Origin of the sequence: Halomonas sp. H33-56 (genome assembly GCF_040147035.1) — a bacterium.
In the GTDB taxonomy this organism is placed as follows: domain Bacteria; phylum Pseudomonadota; class Gammaproteobacteria; order Pseudomonadales; family Halomonadaceae; genus Halomonas; species Halomonas litopenaei.
In genome coordinates this window covers 4,118,882-4,137,197 of the sequence record NZ_JAMSHP010000001.1, presented here as the reverse complement: position 1 = coordinate 4,137,197, position 18,316 = coordinate 4,118,882, and the positions used below count along the sequence as shown (strand labels likewise).

Here is an 18,316-nt window from a genome sequence, read left to right as displayed (position 1 = left end):
TCGGTGTGACCCGACTCATGGAAGTAATTCGAGGCCTGCACAATCTGCGCGAGGAGCACCGTGGCACGGTGGCGACCATCGGCAACTTCGATGGGGTGCACCTGGGCCATCGGGCGATCCTTGAGCAGTGCCACGCCGAGGCGGCGCGCAGCGGACTGCCGGTGACCGTGGTGGTGTTCGAACCCCAGCCGCGCGAGTACTTTGCCGGCGACCAGGCGCCACCGCGCCTGACGCGGTTGCGCGACAAGGTCGGCCTGCTCAAGGAGTGCGGCGTCGATCGGGTGCTGTGTCTGCCGTTCAATGAATCGCTGCGCCAGCTGACGGCGGCAGAATTCATCGAACGGGTGCTGCTGGAGGGGCTCGGCGTACGCCATCTGGTGGTGGGCGACGACTTCCGCTTCGGTTGCGATCGTCGCGGTGATTTCGCCCTGCTGACCGAAGCCGGCCGCAGCAGCGGCTTCAGCGTCGAACACACCCTGACCTTTCGCATCGACGATGATCGAGTGTCGAGCACACGGGTGCGCACCCTGCTGGCCTGTGGCAACTTCGAGGCGGCGGCGCGCCTGCTGGGCCGGCCTTACCGCGTCAGCGGCCGGGTGGTGCGTGACCAGCAGCGCGGGCGCACCATCGGTGTGCCCACCGCCAACCTGCCGCTGCTGCCGGGTCCGCTGGTGCTGCGCGGTGTCTATGCGGCGACGGTGGAGATCCACGACGGCAGCGATGGCGAGGCGTCCCAGCGTCATCCCGCGGTGGTCAATATCGGCTGGCGGCCCACGGTAGGGTCGCCGCGTCCGGTGCTGGAGGCGCATCTGCTGGACATGCAGGCAGACCTGTATGGCAAACGCCTGACGGTGGTGCCCTGCGCCAAGCTGCGCGGTGAAGAGACCTTCGCGGACTTCGCCGCGCTGAAGACCCAGATATATGCCGACATCGACCGGGCGCGAGCAGTGTTTGCCCGGGACCCTGACGGCCCACGACCCTATCCTCTGGCATCGGCGCCACGTGCGCGCGAGGCCGCAACCCAGGATTCCCCGGCGGGGCAGGCCCCCGCCGATCATGACGACGGCTGACCCCAGGACTATGAGCGACTACAAGCACACTCTGAATCTGCCAGAAACCGAATTCCCCATGCGCGGCATGCTCCCCAAGCGCGAGCCGGCGCGGGTCGAACAGTGGCAGAAGCTGGACATTTACCAGCGCTTGCGCGAAGCACGCCAGGGCCAGGAGGTCTTCGTGCTGCACGATGGCCCTCCCTACGCCAACGGCAGCATTCACATCGGTCACGCCGTCAACAAGATCCTCAAGGACATCATCGTCAAGTCGAAGAACCTGGCGGGCTTCGACGCACCCTACGTGCCGGGCTGGGACTGCCACGGGCTGCCCATCGAGCACAAGGTGGAGACCACTCATGGCAAGCACCTGGAGCCTGAAAAGGCCCGGGCGCTGTGTCGCGAGTACGCCGACGAGCAGGTCAAGGGCCAGCTTCAGGACTTCGTGCGTCTGGGCGTGGTCGGCGACTGGGACAATCCCTACCGCTCCATGGAGTACGCCAACGAGGGCGGCGAGATCCGCGCCCTGGCCGACATGGTCAAGGGCGGCTACGTGTTCAAGGGACTCAAGCCGGTCAACTGGTGCTTCGACTGTGGTTCGGCCCTGGCCGAGGCCGAGGTCGAGTACGCCGACAAGAAGTCCGACGCCATCGATGTAGCCTTCACCTGCGCAGACGACGCCAAGCTGGCCGCCGCCTTCGGGCTGGACAGCCTGCCCAAGCCCGCGGCGGTGGTCATCTGGACCACCACCCCCTGGACCATCCCGGCCAACCAGGCGCTGAATGTCCATCCGGAGTTCAACTATGCCCTGGTCGACACCGGCGAGCGGCTGTTGCTGCTGGCCGAGGAACTGGTCGAGAGCTGCCTCGAGCGCTTCGGCCTGAGCGGTGAGGTCATCGCCACGGCGCGTGGCGATCGACTGGAGCTGATCGAGTTCCGTCATCCGCTGTATGAGCGTACCGCGCCGATGTATCTCGCCGACTACGTGACCAGCGACGAGGGCAGCACCGGTATCGTCCACTCGGCGCCGGTTCATGGCGTCGATGACTTCGACTCCTGCCGTCGCTACGGCATGGACTTCAGTGACTTCATCAGCGTGGTCAAGGGCGACGGCGTCTACGTCGACGACCTGCCGCTGTTCGGTGGCATGCTGATCTGGAAGGCCAACCCGAAGGTCGTCGAAGCACTGTCCGAGGCCGGCGCGCTGATGGCTCACAAGACCATCACCCACAGCTACATGCACTGCTGGCGTCACAAGACCCCGGTGATCTACCGGGCCACCGCCCAGTGGTTCGTCGGCATGGACATCCCTGGCCATGACGGTCGCACCCTGCGCGAAAGTGCGCTCGAAGGGATCGAGGCGACCGAGTTCACGCCGGGCTGGGGCAAGGCGCGGCTGCACAGCATGATCGCCAACCGCCCGGACTGGTGCATCTCGCGCCAGCGTAACTGGGGCGTGCCGATCCCGTTCTTCCTGCACAAGGAAAGCGGCGAGCTGCACCCGCAGACCGTGGAGCTGACCGAGAAGGTCGCCGACCTGGTCGACCGCGGCGGCATCGACGCCTGGTTCCGCCTGGACCCGGCCGAGCTTCTGGGCGAAGAGGCCAGTCAGTACGACAAGGTCACCGATACCCTGGACGTCTGGTTCGATTCCGGCACCACCCACCGCCACGTGCTGCGCGGCTCGCACCCCCACGGCCATCAGAGCGGCCCGCGTGCCGATCTGTACCTGGAGGGCTCGGACCAGCACCGCGGCTGGTTCCACTCGTCGCTGCTGACCGGCTGCGCCATCGACGGTCACCCGCCGTACCGGGGCCTGTTGACCCATGGCTTCACCGTCGACGCCCAGGGCCGCAAGATGTCCAAGTCCATGGGCAACGTGGTGGCCCCGCAGGAGGTAATGGACAAGCTCGGCGCCGATATCCTGCGTCTGTGGGTGGCCTCCACCGACTATTCCGGCGAGATGGCGGTGTCCGACGAGATCCTCAAGCGCACCGCCGACGTTTACCGGCGTATCCGCAACACCGCGCGCTTCCTGCTGGCGAACCTGAACGGCTTCGACCCCGAGCGTGACGCCCTGGCCTTCGACGACATGTTGGCGCTGGACCAGTGGGTGGTGGACCGCGCCGCGCAACTTCAGGCACGCATCGAGACGGCCTACGACGAGTACCGCTTCCTCGACGTCTACCAGCAGGTGCACGGCTTCTGCGCGCGGGAGCTGGGCGGCTTCTACCTGGACGTGATCAAGGATCGCCAGTACACCACCCAGTCCGACTCCCAGGCCCGTCGCAGCGCCCAGACCGCGCTCTATCACGTGGTCCAGGCGCTGGTGCGCTGGGTCGCGCCGATCCTGTCGTTCACCGCCGAGGAGATCTTCGAGAACATTCCCGGCGAGAAGGGCCTGGCCGAAGGCCGCAGCGTGCTGCTGGAGACCTACTACACAGGCCTGTCCACCCTCAGCGACGACGCCAGCATGGGCCGTGACTTCTGGGAGCGGGTGCTGACGGTCAAGCAGGCGGTCAACAAGTGCCTGGAAGACGCCCGCAACGCCAAGACCATCAAGGGCAGCCTGGCCGCCGAGGTGACCCTGCACGTCAGCGACGAGCTTGACGAACTGCTCTCGCGCCTGGGCGACGAGCTGCGCTTCGTGATGCTGACCAGCGAGGTCCACCTGGCGCCGCTCGACCAAGGAGTCGATGCCGCCGAGACCGACGTCGAAGGGCTCAAGGTGGCGGTGCGCGCCAGCGACAACGCCAAGTGCGAGCGCTGCTGGCACCATCGCCCCGATGTGGGCTCGCTGCCCGAGCACCCGGACCTGTGTTCGCGCTGCGTCAGCAACCTGCCGGACGGTCCGGGCGAGGTGCGTCACTATGCCTGACGCCACGGATTCCACGACCAAGGAGGGTGACGGGCACATGAGTTCACAGGTAGAACCGATGCGCCAGCCGCTGCGCTGGTGGTGGCTGGCGCTGGCCTGGGTCGTGCTCGATCTGGGCACCAAGGCACTGATGAGCCAGACGCTGACCTACGCCACGCCGGTGGAGGTGCTGCCGTTCTTCAATCTGACGCTTTTGCACAATACCGGGGCGGCCTTCAGTTTCCTGGCCGATCACCCCGGTTGGCAGCGCTGGCTGTTCGCCGCCATCGCGGTGGCGGCCACCGTCGGCCTGACGATCTGGATGCGTCGCCTGCGGCGTGACGAAAAGCTGCTGGGGGCGTGTCTCGCGCTGATCATCGGCGGCGCCCTGGGCAACCTCTATGACCGCCTGGTGCACGGCTACGTGGTGGACTTTCTGTCCTTTCACGCGGCGGGCTGGTACTACCCGGCGTTCAACGTGGCGGATATCGGCATCACCCTGGGCGCCATCGGCCTGATCTGGGAGTCGATCTTCGGCGAGCGCCGCCGCGCCCGGCGCGGCTAATTATCTGTTGCCGGCAGCGACGTATCGGTCCCTGCCGGTCCGTCACTCTTTCGGAGATCCCAATGAGCGACTACCGTATCGACGAGGGCATGGAAGTCACCCTTCACTTCACCCTCAAGCTGGAAGATGGCACCGTGGTGGACTCCACCCGGGACAAGGCCCCGGCGACCTTTCAACTGGGCGATGGCAACCTGCCGCCCGGGTTCGAGCAGCCGTTGAAGGGTATGACCGACGGCGACAGCGGCAGCTTCGAGGTCAGTCCCGAGCACGCCTTCGGTCAGCACAACCCACAGAACATCCAGCGCATGAAGCGTGAGGTGTTCAACGGCGACGAGCCGGAGGTCGGCACCGTGATGTCCTTTGCCGATGCCAACGGCGACGAATTACCCGGGGTGGTCACCGAGATCGACGGCGACATGGTGGAAGTGGACTTCAATCATCCGCTGGCCGGGCGCACCCTGACCTTTGAGGTCGAGGTGCTGGGCGTCAAGCCCGCCACCACCCACTAGGCGATTCACGTCCCCGGTGTGCCGGTAAGGCGCAGTACGTGATGACCACGCGAATCATCCGCTCAACCAGGTGCCAAGACGGCACCGAGGCAAGGCAAACCATGCAAATCAAGCTGGCCAACCCGCGCGGCTTCTGCGCCGGCGTCGACCGGGCCATCGACATCGTCAACAGCGCGCTGGACGTGTTCGGGCCGCCCATTTACGTGCGTCACGAGGTGGTCCACAACCGCTTCGTGGTCGATAGCCTGCGCGAGCGTGGGGCGATCTTCGTCGAGGAACTCCACGAGGTTCCCGATGACGTCATCGTGATCTTCTCTGCCCACGGGGTGTCCCGGGCGGTGCAGGAGGAGGCCGAGCGGCGCGGGCTCAAGGTCTTCGACGCCACCTGCCCGCTGGTGACCAAGGTGCATATGGAAGTGCTGCGCTACGCTCGCCGTGGCCAGGAGTGCATCCTGATCGGCCATGAAGGGCATCCCGAGGTCGAAGGCACCATGGGGCGTTACGACACCTCCCACGGTGGCCAGATCTACCTGGTCGAGGACGAAAAGGACGTGGCCCGTCTGGAGGTCAAGGACCCCAGTCGGCTGGCCTTTGTCACCCAGACCACCTTGTCCATGGACGATACCGCTCGGGTGATCGATGCCCTGCGCGCCACCTTCCCCGACATCCAGGGGCCGCGCAAGGACGATATCTGCTACGCCACCCAGAACCGCCAGGACGCGGTGCGCGAACTGGCGGCGGGCTCCGACCTGGTACTGGTGGTGGGAAGCCCCAACAGCTCCAACTCCAATCGCCTGCGCGAGCTGTCCGAGCGAGTGGGCACCCCGGCCTACCTGATCGACAGTGCCGAGCAGATCGATCCGGCCTGGCTTGCGAATATCGGTGCAGTCGGCGTGACCGCCGGGGCCAGCGCCCCGGAGGTACTGGTCAAGGGGGTCATCGACCGCCTGACCGAGCTGGGCGCCGAGGCCCCCGAGGAACTGGCCGGCCGAGAGGAAACCATCACCTTCTCGATGCCGCGTGAACTGCGCGAGCGGGTCATCGTCAGCGACTGATGCCACCAGGGGATTGCCGTGAAGGCATTCCGCCGTTCGTTTTTCCAGTGCAGCATCTCGACGCCGCCCCCAAGGGCGGCGTCCTTGTTTTCAGGCGTAGGAGAAAGCCTCAAGTCTGTGCTTAAGCGTGGTGTCGCGACACAACCTTGATCCAGCGCCTGCCGTCCATGGCGGACGTGCGACATACTCGAAGGGAAAACGAGCCGGAGAAGCCCGATGCAGGGAATACGAAAAACGCGAGGCTCAATTTACGCAGAGACGCGCTGGGATGAGCATGGATTCAGTGAGCTGGACCAGAAAGTCAGTGCCGCTTCGACACGGGCTTCGTCACCAGGCCCGATGGAGCGTCAGGGCGGTTTCACCCTGATCGAACTGTTGCTGTGCATCGCCATCATCGGTCTGCTGGCGTCGGTGGCCTACCCCATGTACACCGAGCATCTACGCGAGACCCGTGTCGCCGATGGCCGCGCCTTGTTGATGACAACCGCCTCGTCGCTGGAACGCTGCTACAGCCGTGACCAGGCCTATGATATCGCCGCCTGTGACGGTCTTGAGCGACCGTCGGAGTCCGGTTTCTACCAACTGTCGGTGGAACGCCACCCAGGGCGCTATTTTCTCGAGGCCAGGGCCCTCGACGCCCAGTCGGTGAAGGAAGGCTGCGATAGCCTGACCATGGACCAGACCGGCGAACGGGCACCAGATGACTGCTGGTAACCGCCAGCGCGGGGTCACCCTGCTGGAGCTGGTCGTCTGCGTCGCGGTGATCGGTCTGATGGCTGCGGTGGCGGTGCCAAGTCTGCACCATTGGCTGGCCGGCGAGCGTCTGGTGACGGATACCAATCGCCTGGTCGGCGCACTGACCCTGGCACGCACCACCGCCTTGACCCGACGCCAGGAGGTCCGGGTGCTGGTGGTCGACTGCGCGGGACGATGGCGGCTCGAGGTGCTGGCGGGAGACGCGGACGCCGGCGGCTGCCAGTCCACTCCAACCGCGCATGGTGATGTACTGATGGTCGATGAAGCAGCGCACACTGACGGTACCCGGGTATCGCCCGGTGGGGTCAGCTTCGATCTGATGGGGCGCCTGGATGACTGCAGCTACGGTAGCCCTTGCCGTTGGCAGCTTCGCGGGACAGGAGGCGAGGGTCGCTGGGTCTCGGTGGAGCCAAGCGGCGTGGTACGTTCCGGCGATGAGGAAGATGCCGCGTGAGAAGCCTGCGATCCCAGGCCGGGTTTTCCCTGCTCGAGGCACTGGTGGCGCTGGTGCTGCTGTCGGTGGGACTTTTAGGGGTGGCGGGGATGCAGTTGCGCAGCTTGCAAAGCGCCCATTCCAGTATCCAGAGATCGCTGGCGGACCTGGCCGCCCAGGATGCACGGGAACTGCTGTGGGCAAGCCTAGTGGCCAATGGCGGGTACTGTCCTGAAGGTGTGCCCGAGAGCCTTTCCCGAGAGCACTGGCGCGAGCACTGGGCCGATTTCCTTCCCGGTCTCATTGCCCTGGACGAGGCGGTGATCGCGCGGGACGACTGCGCCTTCGAGCTGCGTATCGGCTGGAAGGACGAGCGCTTCACCGAACCTAGCCTGTTTCAGTACTGGGTCAAGTTGCCCGCTCGGAAAGCACCATGAGTCCGCACCGCGTCCTTTCCCCAGGCAAGTCGTTGCATCGCCAGCGCGGCGTGTCGCTGGTCGAACTGATGGTGGCCATGGTCGTCGGCAGCCTGGTGATCCTGGCTGCGGGCTCGCTGTTTCAGGAGGTCAACGCCAATGCGCGCGAGGTGCTGCGCCTGGCCGATCGCCAGGCGGTCCTGAGCTACGCCCTCGATACCATCACCGCGGCGGTGCGCCGGGGCGACGCCTCCCCCGGCGATTACGTGCTGCGCCCGGCGCCAGATGGCGAGTCCTGTACGCTGCACGAGGTCGACAGCGGCGAGCCTCTGGTCGATGGCCTGGCCTACGATGGTTCCTGCGAGAACGATCAGGTGCTGGAAGATCTGGGTGGGGGACTCTATCGCATCACCCTGAACCTGCCCCACGCCAGTACACCGATCCGGCTGCACGCGGTGGATCGTCTCCAGGCCGTGTCCGCGGCGGAGAATGCCGAATGAAGGCGCCAGCGAGGCAGCGAGGCGCGGCACTATTGGTGGTGCTGTCGCTGGTAGCGATCGCCTCGGTGGTGGCCATGGCCGGGGTCAAGTCGGCGCTGGTGGACGAACGCCTGGCCGGCAATATGCGCGCCATGGCCCAGGCCCAGATGGCGGCGGATTGGGGCGGGGCCGAGAGGCTAAGTGAAACGCCTGAATCGAGCGGATTGTCAGCATGTGAGGTGGCCCGCGACAAGGCCTTTGATGGACAACTGATGGCTGGCTGGTCGGACGTACTCCCGATATCCGATAGCGAGACGATCGGCTATCGTTATATGGATTGTGTGTATCAGGCAACTCCAGTGCAGTTGATCAGGGGCCAGGTCAGTGATGGCGAGCAGGTTGTTGCACAACATTTCATAATGATTGGTAATAAGGCGACAGGCGATGGTATTTCTTCACTGCCTATCCCTGAGCAATGCCAACTCGGCTCTGCCGGAGCATTCAATATTCAAACTCCGGATGGAGTTTGGGCTCCCGTGGATTATGACTGCACAATCGATGTGGATTCCGTGTGTATGGATCAGCCTGTGCCCTGCGACGCCAAGATTGGCTCCCTGGCGATGATTGATGACCGTATCAAGGAGCTCGAGGAGCAAATGACGGATGATAGTTTTGACGATCTAGGGTGTGCGAGGCTGGAAGAAACTCTTTTTTGCTCAATCGATCAGGAATTTGATGGTGAGTTGGTCTTGTCGGAATATACTCCGGTAGAAACTGTAGTAGTAAAGGGATCTGCGGACGTGATTCTTGCTGAAGGACATTACGAGAGTTCTATAGTTACATCCGAGAAATTGTCTGTTGCCATGGAAGGGGATGTGACTCTTGAAGGGAACTTGATCAGTGGAAATCAGCTGATGGTTGGCGATGCCAACCTGAATAATGGACGATTGCTCTTGGAAGGCCAGGCAATTGGTGTGGGTAGCGCTGTTGTTTATATGGACGTGCAGATTGACCCAGAAATGGCAGGTGACGATTCTGATGGGGGGGCTATCTGGATTGATGGTGGGGGCAGTGGCTTGTAACCGGAGTAAAGAGAAAGATGTTTTTACTGAATAGTGAAATTTGTCTGCGAGGTATATATGAAAGATCGTATTACAGTTCACATATTTCGATCATATATTTAGTTTTATATTAGTCCACAAGGTTTCCGCAGTTGATCTGTGCGGGCAAATTGACGCGCACTCGGCCGTAGTTGCTGAGCACCAGCCTTGCTCCGGTGTTATCTTTCGCGCAGACCTCAAAGGTCCCGTTATGTCCACTGGCGCGTCCATTGGCCAGAAAACGCACCGGCTTTGCATCCTCGCGAAAATCGATGCTTGAGAGCCGGCTTGGCGCAAAGACATGAAGTGTCGCGCCCTCCCAACTCGGCGCTCCCGCCTTGATCAACAGCTTCCCCCTCCAGTCCTCGCCGCAGTGCACGCCGTCGTCGCTCGGGCACAGGGTGACGGGTCTTGCCCGGGTGATGGCCGTGCCCCGGGCCAGCATCAGGGCGCCTTCTAGTCGCGAAAGCTCGCTGGCGATATCCTGTCGGGCGGCCATTGCCCGGTAGCCCGGCAGGGCCACGCTGGTCAGAAGGCCTACAATAGCCACCACCAGCAACAGCTCCAGCAAGGTAGTTCCGGACTGGCGGAAAGCGATTCGATGAGGTTCGGGATGGCAAGACTTGGGACGGTAAGGTTCGGGGTGGTGAGGTGTGTGCCAGTAAGCTCGGGACATGCAGACATGACGGGGGCGTCGGGCGTCGTCGTCCATGGCGAACGCTTCCTTGTGGTTGTTGTTTGAATTCGGGGTTCCTTGAGCCTAGCTCGGAGAAGGGAGAGCAGACGTTGGAGAAGCGCTTTGAGTGATTTCCTGGTGATTGGCGGCGGCGTCATAGGGCTGATGACGACACTGCAACTGGCCGATGCCGGTCACAGTGTGACGGTGGTAGAGCGAGGCGGCTGCGGTAGCGAGGCCTCCTGGGCCGGGGGCGGGATCGTCTCGCCACTTTATCCCTGGCGCTACAGCTCGCCGGTATCGCGCCTGGCGAGCTGGTCGGAGGGGGCCTACCCCGAACTGGCCCTGCGCCTGCTGGAGGAGACCGGGGTCGACCCGGAGTATCGTCAGAAAGGGCTTCTCTACCTGAGGGTGGATGACGAAGCGCGCGCACTCGAGTGGGCGCGGGAGGTTGGCAAGCCGCTGTCGCGGGTAGGCGCTGAAGTGATCCGCCGAAAGGAACCCAATGCCCGCCGCGATATCGACGAGGCGCTGTGGATGCCGACCCTGGGCAGCATTCGTAACCCCCGTCTGATGCGCGCGCTGAGGTCCCGACTGGAAGACATGACGTCGGTGACGTTGCGCGAGCAATGCACGGTCACCGGGTTCGAGCGGCAAGGGGAGCGGGTGGCGGTGGTGAACACCGACCAGGGCAACCTCAGTGCCGATCAGGTGGTGATCTGTGCCGGCGCCTGGTCGGCGGGGCTTGCCGACATGGCCGGGCTCGATCTGCCGGTACGCCCGGTCAAGGGTCAGATGATTCTGTTCAAGGCTCCACCCGGACTGGTCGAGCGGGTGGTGCTGATGGATGGACGCTACGTGATTCCTCGCGGCGACGGGCGGGTCCTGGCCGGCTCCACCCTGGAAGACGCCGGGTTCGACAAGGGCACCGACGACGACGCCCGCAGCTCACTATGGCATAGCGCTACCGCCATCATTCCGGCATTGGCCGACTGCGAGATCGAGCACCACTGGGCCGGACTGAGGCCCGGATCACCGGACGGGGTGCCTTATATCGGCCAGGCCCCCGGCTGGGACAACCTGCACGTCAACGCCGGGCACTACCGCAATGGGCTGGTGCTGGCGCCGGCCTCGACGCGCCTGCTGGTGGATCAACTGCTGGGAAGAGAGCCGATCATTGATCCCGCGCCCTATCGGTTGCAAGGACGTGTGGAAGAGCGCCCAAGCTGACCGGGAGTGAGGCGATCGAAGCAGGGGCAGGGTGAGGTAGCAATGGGCAGCGGGGCGTCGGTCAACTGGGCGTCGGCGTGACTGTCGGGGCGTTTAACGCCCCTGGGTGTCATCGCCGTTATCGCCGTCAGCATCGTCGCCTTGGCGGCTTTCGGTGATGAACTTGTCACGATGGTCACCGCAGCAGAACCACTCGCCCTTTTCGCGCAGGGCGTCCTGCTCGGGCAGGTGTACCTTGCACCAGGTGCAGCGCACCATTTTTCCTCCCTCATGGGAGGTGGGGCCTTGATCCTGCTGCTCAAACTTCCACTCGCGGTACATGCGATAAAGCTTGAGCCCGGCAAAGAACACCACGGCGAAGATCAGAAGGCGGATTATCAAGAGGTTCATCCTTACTCCACACGGATTGGAGGCGGCCTTTGCCTGTTGGCGGCCCTTGCGGGACAATGGGGGCTGATCCCCCCGATTCTCGAGAGATTTCTCCGCTCATGCAAGACCTGACTCTGGTGATGGCGCAGCTCGACCCCTTGGTCGGCGACATCCCCGGCAACGCCGACCGGGCCATCGAGACCGTACGCGAGGCTTTCCTCGAGCACGGTGCCGACGTGGTTGTTCTGCCGGAACTGTTCTTGACCGGGTATCCGCCCGAGGACCTGTTGCTGAGGCCGTCGATGGAGACCCGCCTGCGCGAGGCGCGTACCCGCATGGCGGAAAAGATGGTCCGCGACGTCATGGTCATCGTGGGCTATCCCGGCCGTCGCGAGGGCGCGCTGCACAACATGGCCGGCGTGCTCTACAACGGCCAGTGGCTGGATGAGTACGCCAAGCAGGCCCTGCCCAATTATCAGGTATTCGATGAGCAGCGCTACTTCCAGCCCGGAGACACGCCGCTGGTCGTGGAACACAAGGGCGCCAGGCTCGGCATTCTGATCTGCGAGGATATCTGGCAGGAAGCGCCGGTCCGCCAGGCTCGCGACGCCGGTGCCGATATCCTGGTCACCCTCAATGCCTCGCCCTACCACCAGAACAAGCCGGCCGAGCGGCTCGAGCTTCTCGAGCAGCGTGCCAGTGACGTCGGCCTGCCGCTGGTCTATGTCAATCAGATCGGCGGTCAGGATGAGCTGGTGTTCGACGGTGGCTCCTGCTGTGTCGACGCCGAAGGCAAGCTGGCGGTGCAGGCACCGCACTGGGATATCTGGCTGAGCCCGGTGCACTTCGTCGAGGAGCAGGGCAAGTGGACCCCGCGCCAGGGCGAGGTGGATCTGGACGTGGCGCCGGAGGAAGACCTCTACAGCGCTCTGGTCACCGGTCTGCGTGACTACGTCAACAAGAGTGGGTTCAAGGGCGTGGTGCTGGGGCTGTCTGGCGGCATCGATTCGGCCCTGTCGCTGGCCATCGCGGTGGATGCACTCGGCCCCCAGCGGGTCCATGCGGTGATGATGCCGTATCACTACACCGCCGACATTTCCAAGGAAGACGCCGCCGAGCAGGCCCGTCTGCTTGGGGTCAGCTATGAAGTGATGCCGATCGCGCCCATGGTTGAAGCCTTCATGGACACCCTGGCCGAGAGCTTCGAGGGTACCGAGCGCGATACTACCGAGGAGAATCTCCAGTCGCGCTGTCGCGGTGTGCTGCTGATGGCGCTGTCCAACAAGAAGGGCCTGATGGTCCTGACCACCGGCAACAAGAGCGAGATGGCGGTGGGCTACGCCACCCTCTACGGTGACATGGTCGGTGGTTACAACGCCATCAAGGACGTCTACAAGACTTGGGTGTATCGCCTGGCGCGCTGGCGCAACACCGAGAACCTGGTGATCCCGGAGCGTGTCATCGAGCGTCCGCCCTCGGCGGAACTGGCGCCGGACCAGCAGGACAGTGACTCGCTGCCGGACTATGACACGCTGGACGCCATTCTGGTGCGCTACATCGAAGGCGACATGAGCGCCGAGGCGATCATCGAGGCAGGCTTCAGCGCCGAGGACGTCTACAAGGTGGTCAAGCTGGTGGACCGCTGCGAGTACAAGCGCCGCCAGGCACCGGTAGGCGTGCGCGTGACCCAGCGCGGCTTCGGCCGTGACCGTCGTTATCCTATCGTCAATGGATGGCAACCGGGCCTCTGACGAGACCTGCTTCTTTCCTCTTGTCGGTACCTCACCCGTCGGGCCAGATCGGCTCGGCGGGTGGCGATGTTATGCCCAGCCTTCGCTGTTTGTGACGTCACTTCCCGTCGTTGGTCATGATTTCCCGGGCCGGGATTTCTGTTGCGCTCGCTAGGGCTTGTCTGAAAAGTGCCTGCGCTCGGTAATACGGCGTTAAAAATCGGATCAAAATGCTCATTTACACCCCGTAAACTGCGCTTTCTCACCGATTTTTGCCTTGTCTAACCTTCGCTCGTCGACTTTTCGGACAGCGCCTAAAGCCCCGCGACCATTAGATGGTATTTTCTTTGATGCGTACGCCGTTTTTACACGGTGATCGACGTCACTTTGCATATTCGTCGGAAGAGATGATTTAAGCCTTCATGACTGAAGCGCCAATAGGCATCGTAAAGGTAATGGAGAAGAGTGCGCTGATAGGTGTAGGCGATATCGCAGTTCTTGCTGAACTAGTATGGTTGTTGGCAGTGGGATAACCGAAGAACTCTTCCTTATCTTTGTTTTCTCATGGTTTTTTTGAATCATATATGCCTAATTAAATTAATTTGTAATGGTGGTTTCTGGGTGTGTTTAGACCAATGTCCCGGTAAATAAAGCGCGACATTTCAATGTTGGGACGACGCCATGGTGCTAAGGTTTTTTAGAACAGGAACCTATAACGCCGGCAGAGGGAGCGCGAATGATGACGTCCTTTCGAGTTAAAACCGCTTGTGCGCTGGTAATGGGGGGTGGGGCGGTGTTTGCCCAGCATGGCGTGGCTGCCGAGTTGACCATTGCCACGGTGGATAACCGGGACATGCTGCGGATGCGAGAGCTGAGCGAGGACTTTGTCGCGGGGAATTCCGATATTCAGCTCAACTGGGTGACGTTGGACGAGAGTACGCTGCGCCAGCAGGTCACCACCGATATCGCCACCTCCGGGGGGCGCTTCGACATCGTTACCATCGGCACCTACGAAGCCCCCATCTGGGCGGAGCGTGGCTGGCTTGTACCCATCGCCGACATGCCTGGCGACTACCAGCCCGAGGATCTGCTGCCCACCGTGCGCCAGGCGCTGTCCTATCAGGATGTTCTCTACGCGGCTCCCTTCTATGCGGAGTCCGCCTTCACCATGTACCGCACGGACCTGTTCGAGGATGCGGGCCTGAGCATGCCCAGGGCGCCGAGCTGGGACTTTTTGGCACAGGCGGCAGAAAAGCTCTCGGACTCCGATGAACACTACGGCATCTGCCTGCGGGGCAAGCCGGGGTGGGGCGAGAACATGGCCCTGTTGACCGCCATGGCCAACGCCTTCGGCGGTCGCTGGTTCGATGAAGAGTGGCAGCCACAGCTCGAGGGAGGTGGCTGGCGCGATGCGCTGGATCTCTATCTGAGCTTGTTGGGAGAGTACGGCCCGCCGAATCCGGAAGACAACGGCTACAACGAGAATCTCGCGCTGTTTCAACAGGGCAAGTGCGGCATCTGGGTGGATGCCACCGTGGCCGCATCCGCGGTGACCGATCCCGAGGCCTCCGAGGTCGCCGATCGCGTGGGGTTCGCCCTTGCGCCTGATAACGGACTGGACAAGCGCAGCAATTGGCTGTGGGCCTGGGCGCTGGCGATTCCCACCAGTTCCGAGCAGAGCGAGGCGGCCAAGCGCTTTGTCGCCTGGGCCACCTCCCGGGGCTATCAGGAACTGGTAGCCGAGCGAGAGGGCTGGTCCCAGGTGCCGCCGGGGACCTGTGCTTCGCTTTACGACAATCCGAGTTACCGCGAGGCCGCGCCCTACAGTGAGCTGGTGCTGGAATCGTTGAGGAGCGCCAATCCGGATGACCCGACGGTACAGGCGGTGCCCTATCGAGGCGTTCAGTACGTGGCGATCCCCGCTTTTCAGGGTATCGGTACGGCGGTGGGTAACCGCTTCGCCAAGGCGTTGGCCGGAGACATCTCCGCCGAGGAAGCCATCGAAGATGCTCAGTGGGTCACCGAGAAGGTTACCGAGCAGGCACGCTTTGCTCAGCAGTAGTGGCGATCGGTTCCTCGAAGGAAGCCGGCGGAACGGGTGAGCCCGCAGGTGCGACGTTCACCCGCAAGCGAGATGAGTGACACACAAGGAGGCGCCCATGGCGACATCCGGATTTGACCCGCAGCAATCTCTAGACAGCGTCGACGATGAACAGCTGCCGGTTCCGCCCCACAAGCAGCACGGTGCCAAGCACTTTCTCGGACTGTATGCCGCAGAACACGTGGCCGCGACCGAGTTCGTGATCGGTGCCACCTTCGTCGGCCTCGGTGCCGGCATCTGGGACATTCTGATCGGTCTGGTCATCGGCAACACCCTGGCGATACTGAGTTTCACCCTGATCACCGCACCGATCGCCGTCGGCACCCGGCTCAGTCTTTTCGCCTACCTGGAACGCATCGCCGGTAACGTCATGGCGAAGCTCTACAACGGCGCCAATGTGGTGATCTTTGCTGCCATCTCGGCGGCCATGATCACGGTCTCTGCTACCGCGGTGCGGGTGCTTTTCGATGTGCCACCTCAGGTGGCGCCCTATCCCACCGACATGGCCTTCGTCATCATCGCCTTTGCCGTAGGGGCCATCGTGGTGCTGGTCGCGGCCTTTGGCTTCAACGCCCTGAGCGAGTTCGCCAGCATCTGTGCACCCTGGCTGATGGTGATGTTCACCGCCGGCGGCATGGTATTGATACCGGCGCTGTCGGAGTCGGTCACCGGTTTTACCACCTTGACGAGTTTTTCGGATTTCGTCGCCATCGCCAGTGCCAGCGTATTCACCGGCATCAACGCCGATGGCGAACCGGGGATCGGGCTGTGGGAGGTCATTGGCTTCGCCTGGGCCGCCAATACCTTCGCCCACTTCGGTCTGATCGACATGGCGCTTCTGCGCTATGCCCGCAAGAAGCGCTACGCCCTGGCCACCAGTACCGGCATGATGTTCGGCCACTATGTAGCCTGGATCTCGGCGGGCCTGATGGGGGCGGCCACCGCCGCCACCATGAAGCTCAGTATCCTGGTGGTCGACCCCGGCGATGTGGCGTTCTACGCGTTAGGAATGTCCGGCTTCGTGATCGTGATCGTGGCCGGCTGGACCACGGCGAATTCCAACCTGTACCGCGCCGGTCTGGCCGCCCAGGCGCTGATGCCCGAGGTCAAGCGCTGGAAGGTGACCATGCTGGTGGGGCTCGGGGTGATGGGCGCGAGCTGTTTCCCCTTCGTCTACCGCAGCATGTTGCCGCTGCTGACTTACGCCGGCCTGATCCTGGTGCCGGTGGGCGGCATCGCCTTTGCCGAGTACCAGCTGTTCCCGCGGCTCGGGATGACCCGCTACTGGGCCAACTTCAAGGGCCTTGCCGACAACCGTCCGGCGATCGCCAGCTGGGGTATCTCGCTGATCTTCGGTTTTGGGCTCAATGTCCTCGACGTGATGCCGTTCTACTACCTGTTCCTGCCGACCTGGTTTGTGTCGATCCTGGTCTACGTGGTGCTGGCGCGAAGGGCCGGTGCCTGTGAGGCCTATCCAGAGAAGGAAAAGGCCCAGCAGGAGTTCAACGAGCGGGTGGTCGAACATCACCGGCGCAAGGCGGCGGAAAAGTACCGCGAAGGCGTGGAGGACAAGACACTGCTATCCAAGGGCATCAAGGTGATGTGGGGGATCGTTGGACTGGGTGTGCCAGCGGTGCTGGCCTGGCGGGTGATGTTTGAAAGCCCCGACCTGTATCAGTACTACGTCAATCGTGAGCTGTTCTACGACATCACCATCTGGTGCACGGTTATCTACTTCGTCTTCGCCTACTGGGGCCTGCAGCGCTCGAAGCAGTTCAAGCGTCGGGAGCCCGAGGGCACACCGTCCCAGGCATCGACAGGTTGAGTAGAAGCAGAAAATAGCCGGAGCCTGGCCTGCGGTGGACGCCAAGGGCAGCCACAGGCCAGCGACGGCGGAAGGACGGTGGATCGCAGCCCTGGAGCGTCAATATGGGAGCTGAACGAAGATAAAAGAAGCGAAGCGCAGAGCGAATGACAGCAAGCGCTGCAACAAGAAGGGGCCGCCCATGGGCAGCCCCTTCTCCTTTCATTGGCCAGCCGGCAACCTCACGGCACCGCCTGCCTTGCGGTCGTTCAGGCGCTCAGTGGGGCGCCGTCGACGTACTTGGGTTCGAAGCGACGACCGTTGAGGCGCTCGTTGTCCGGGTCGTTCTCGATCAGCACCTGCAGCGTCTCGCTGGCGCGATCACGCAGGCCCATGCCGAGGTAGCCTTCGACCATCACCGCCAGGGCGTCGCGGGTAGCCTCGGCCTGGGGGTAGTTCTCCAACACCCAGCGACCCCGCTGCACGGCGGCCATGTAGGCCTTCTTGCGCAGGTAGAAGTCGGCCACATGCAGCTCTTGCTGGGCCAGCAGGTTGCGCAGGTAGATGATGCGCTGTTGCGCGTCCGGGGCGTACGGACTGTCCGGATAGCGGGTGATCAGGTCGGTAAAGTCGGTGTAGGCGTCACGGGTAGCGCCGAGGTCCCGCTCCGAGATATCGATGACCTTGAGCGACTCCAGGCTGAAACGACCGGCCTGCCAGGCGGCCAGCCCGCGCATGTAGTAGGCGTAGTCGACCTGCGCATGGTTGGGGTGCAGGCGAATGAAGCGGCTGGCGGCGGCCCGGGCGGCTTCCCAGTCATCCATCTCGTAGTAGGTATAGATGAGTTCGAGCTGGGCCTGTTCGGCGTAGTCGCCGAAGGGGAAGCGGGTGTCGATGGCTTCCAGGCGGTTCATGGCCGTGGTGAAGCTGCCGTTCTCCAGGGCCTGGCGACCTTCCTGGTAGAGCTGGCGTTCGGTGGCGCCGTCGTAGCGCTCTTCCTCGACGTCGTTGCTGGCGCAGCCGCCGAGTACCGCGCCCATCAACACCAGGGCGCCCAGGCGAGCGGCGGAAGTAGTGAAAACGCGCATCTTGGTCCTCGTGTCAAACAACCCGGGTCGGCCGTGGTAGAATCGGCCGCGATCCGCCCACTATAAAGCACCTTGCCTGGAAACGCAGTCTTCCTGCTG

Annotated in this window: 17 protein-coding genes; 14 read left to right on the top strand and 3 right to left on the bottom strand. The window is 63.1% G+C overall.

The annotated features are described in order from the left end of the window. Positions 1-17 precede the first annotated feature (17 nt). The 10 genes from ribF (at position 18) to NFH98_RS17575 (ending at position 9,201) form a co-directional block, all read left to right on the top strand. The gene (ribF, locus tag NFH98_RS17620; protein WP_108133523.1) at positions 18-1,070 is read left to right on the top strand and encodes a bifunctional riboflavin kinase/FAD synthetase; all 1,053 of its coding nucleotides are present in this window, start codon (positions 18-20) and stop codon (positions 1,068-1,070) included. A gap of 10 nt (positions 1,071-1,080) precedes the next feature. Beyond that, entirely contained in the window at positions 1,081-3,927 is a 2,847-nt protein-coding gene (gene ileS, locus NFH98_RS17615) for an isoleucine--tRNA ligase (protein WP_349623000.1), read from the top strand. A gap of 37 nt (positions 3,928-3,964) precedes the next feature. Further along, positions 3,965-4,471, top strand: coding sequence for a signal peptidase II (lspA, locus tag NFH98_RS17610; protein ID WP_231498700.1), 507 nt, complete (start codon positions 3,965-3,967; stop codon positions 4,469-4,471). 62 nt (positions 4,472-4,533) lie between these two features. Next, positions 4,534-4,980, top strand: coding sequence for an FKBP-type peptidyl-prolyl cis-trans isomerase (fkpB, locus tag NFH98_RS17605; protein WP_045994447.1), 447 nt, complete (start codon positions 4,534-4,536; stop codon positions 4,978-4,980). Between the two features lie 101 nt (positions 4,981-5,081). Next, the gene (gene ispH, locus NFH98_RS17600; RefSeq protein ID WP_185696479.1) at positions 5,082-6,035 is read left to right on the top strand and encodes a 4-hydroxy-3-methylbut-2-enyl diphosphate reductase; all 954 of its coding nucleotides are present in this window, start codon (positions 5,082-5,084) and stop codon (positions 6,033-6,035) included. Positions 6,036-6,374: 339 nt separating this feature from the next. Continuing rightward, the gene (locus NFH98_RS17595; protein ID WP_162816485.1) at positions 6,375-6,749 is read left to right on the top strand and encodes a type IV pilin protein; all 375 of its coding nucleotides are present in this window, start codon (positions 6,375-6,377) and stop codon (positions 6,747-6,749) included. Further along, positions 6,736-7,245: a GspH/FimT family pseudopilin gene (locus NFH98_RS17590; RefSeq protein WP_349622999.1), complete on the top strand. Its 510-nt coding sequence runs from the start codon at positions 6,736-6,738 to the stop codon at positions 7,243-7,245. The genes NFH98_RS17595 and NFH98_RS17590 overlap by 14 nt, the downstream gene beginning before the upstream one ends. Then, positions 7,242-7,661, top strand: a complete 420-nt coding sequence (gene pilV, locus NFH98_RS17585) for a type IV pilus modification protein PilV (RefSeq protein WP_315900866.1) — start codon at positions 7,242-7,244, stop codon at positions 7,659-7,661. The genes NFH98_RS17590 and pilV overlap by 4 nt, the downstream gene beginning before the upstream one ends. Next, positions 7,658-8,140 carry a PilW family protein gene (locus NFH98_RS17580; protein ID WP_349622998.1) on the top strand — a complete coding sequence of 161 codons (483 nt, stop codon included), beginning with the start codon at positions 7,658-7,660 and terminating at the stop codon, positions 8,138-8,140. The genes pilV and NFH98_RS17580 overlap by 4 nt, the downstream gene beginning before the upstream one ends. After that, a complete protein-coding gene (locus tag NFH98_RS17575; protein ID WP_349622997.1) occupies positions 8,137-9,201 on the top strand; it encodes a pilus assembly PilX family protein in 1,065 nt (354 codons plus the stop codon). Before NFH98_RS17580 ends, NFH98_RS17575 begins: the two co-directional genes overlap by 4 nt. A gap of 109 nt (positions 9,202-9,310) precedes the next feature. Here NFH98_RS17575 and NFH98_RS17570 read toward each other — a convergent pair whose 3' ends face one another. Beyond that, complete coding sequence (locus NFH98_RS17570) at positions 9,311-9,931, bottom strand: GspH/FimT family pseudopilin (protein WP_349622996.1); 621 nt, start codon at positions 9,929-9,931, stop codon at positions 9,311-9,313. A gap of 87 nt (positions 9,932-10,018) precedes the next feature. Here NFH98_RS17570 and thiO point away from each other — a divergent pair, with 87 nt between their 5' ends. After that, positions 10,019-11,125, top strand: coding sequence for a glycine oxidase ThiO (gene thiO / locus NFH98_RS17565; protein WP_287165640.1), 1,107 nt, complete (start codon positions 10,019-10,021; stop codon positions 11,123-11,125). Between the two features lie 93 nt (positions 11,126-11,218). On the opposite strand, the gene NFH98_RS17560 is transcribed toward thiO, so the two are convergent. After that, a complete protein-coding gene (locus NFH98_RS17560) occupies positions 11,219-11,515 on the bottom strand; it encodes a PP0621 family protein (protein WP_108133534.1) in 297 nt (98 codons plus the stop codon). A gap of 98 nt (positions 11,516-11,613) precedes the next feature. Between NFH98_RS17560 and NFH98_RS17555 the strand changes: the two genes are divergently transcribed. The 3 genes from NFH98_RS17555 to NFH98_RS17545 all read left to right on the top strand — a co-directional run bounded on the left by NFH98_RS17555 (position 11,614) and on the right by NFH98_RS17545 (position 17,150). Continuing rightward, positions 11,614-13,245 carry an NAD+ synthase gene (locus tag NFH98_RS17555; RefSeq protein WP_108449267.1) on the top strand — a complete coding sequence of 544 codons (1,632 nt, stop codon included), beginning with the start codon at positions 11,614-11,616 and terminating at the stop codon, positions 13,243-13,245. A 715-nt stretch (positions 13,246-13,960) separates the two neighbouring features. After that, positions 13,961-15,286 carry an ABC transporter substrate-binding protein gene (locus tag NFH98_RS17550; RefSeq protein WP_349622995.1) on the top strand — a complete coding sequence of 442 codons (1,326 nt, stop codon included), beginning with the start codon at positions 13,961-13,963 and terminating at the stop codon, positions 15,284-15,286. 97 nt (positions 15,287-15,383) lie between these two features. Beyond that, on the top strand, positions 15,384-17,150 hold the full coding sequence (locus NFH98_RS17545; protein ID WP_108133538.1) for a purine-cytosine permease family protein: 1,767 nt from the start codon (positions 15,384-15,386) through the stop codon (positions 17,148-17,150). Positions 17,151-17,398: 248 nt separating this feature from the next. On the opposite strand, the gene NFH98_RS17540 is transcribed toward NFH98_RS17545, so the two are convergent. Then, positions 17,399-18,217, bottom strand: coding sequence for an outer membrane protein assembly factor BamD (locus tag NFH98_RS17540; protein ID WP_045994250.1), 819 nt, complete (start codon positions 18,215-18,217; stop codon positions 17,399-17,401). Positions 18,218-18,316: the final 99 nt, after the last annotated feature.

What these genes read in the sequence shown, in the direction of transcription:
- NFH98_RS17590 (WP_349622999.1), top strand. Translation starts at nt 6,736, where the DNA reads ATGACTGCTGGTAACCGCCAGCGCGGGGTCACCCTGCTGGAGCTGGTC.
- lspA (WP_231498700.1), top strand. Translation starts at nt 3,965, where the DNA reads ATGAGTTCACAGGTAGAACCGATGCGCCAGCCGCTGCGCTGGTGGTGG.
- NFH98_RS17555 (WP_108449267.1), top strand. Translation starts at nt 11,614, where the DNA reads ATGCAAGACCTGACTCTGGTGATGGCGCAGCTCGACCCCTTGGTCGGC.
- NFH98_RS17560 (WP_108133534.1), bottom strand. Translation starts at nt 11,515, where the DNA reads ATGAACCTCTTGATAATCCGCCTTCTGATCTTCGCCGTGGTGTTCTTT.
- NFH98_RS17580 (WP_349622998.1), top strand. Translation starts at nt 7,658, where the DNA reads ATGAGTCCGCACCGCGTCCTTTCCCCAGGCAAGTCGTTGCATCGCCAG.
- NFH98_RS17595 (WP_162816485.1), top strand. Translation starts at nt 6,375, where the DNA reads ATGGAGCGTCAGGGCGGTTTCACCCTGATCGAACTGTTGCTGTGCATC.
- NFH98_RS17575 (WP_349622997.1), top strand. Translation starts at nt 8,137, where the DNA reads ATGAAGGCGCCAGCGAGGCAGCGAGGCGCGGCACTATTGGTGGTGCTG.
- NFH98_RS17570 (WP_349622996.1), bottom strand. Translation starts at nt 9,931, where the DNA reads ATGGACGACGACGCCCGACGCCCCCGTCATGTCTGCATGTCCCGAGCT.
- NFH98_RS17550 (WP_349622995.1), top strand. Translation starts at nt 13,961, where the DNA reads ATGATGACGTCCTTTCGAGTTAAAACCGCTTGTGCGCTGGTAATGGGG.
- fkpB (WP_045994447.1), top strand. Translation starts at nt 4,534, where the DNA reads ATGAGCGACTACCGTATCGACGAGGGCATGGAAGTCACCCTTCACTTC.
- ileS (WP_349623000.1), top strand. Translation starts at nt 1,081, where the DNA reads ATGAGCGACTACAAGCACACTCTGAATCTGCCAGAAACCGAATTCCCC.
- ispH (WP_185696479.1), top strand. Translation starts at nt 5,082, where the DNA reads ATGCAAATCAAGCTGGCCAACCCGCGCGGCTTCTGCGCCGGCGTCGAC.
- NFH98_RS17545 (WP_108133538.1), top strand. Translation starts at nt 15,384, where the DNA reads ATGGCGACATCCGGATTTGACCCGCAGCAATCTCTAGACAGCGTCGAC.
- ribF (WP_108133523.1), top strand. Translation starts at nt 18, where the DNA reads ATGGAAGTAATTCGAGGCCTGCACAATCTGCGCGAGGAGCACCGTGGC.
- NFH98_RS17540 (WP_045994250.1), bottom strand. Translation starts at nt 18,217, where the DNA reads ATGCGCGTTTTCACTACTTCCGCCGCTCGCCTGGGCGCCCTGGTGTTG.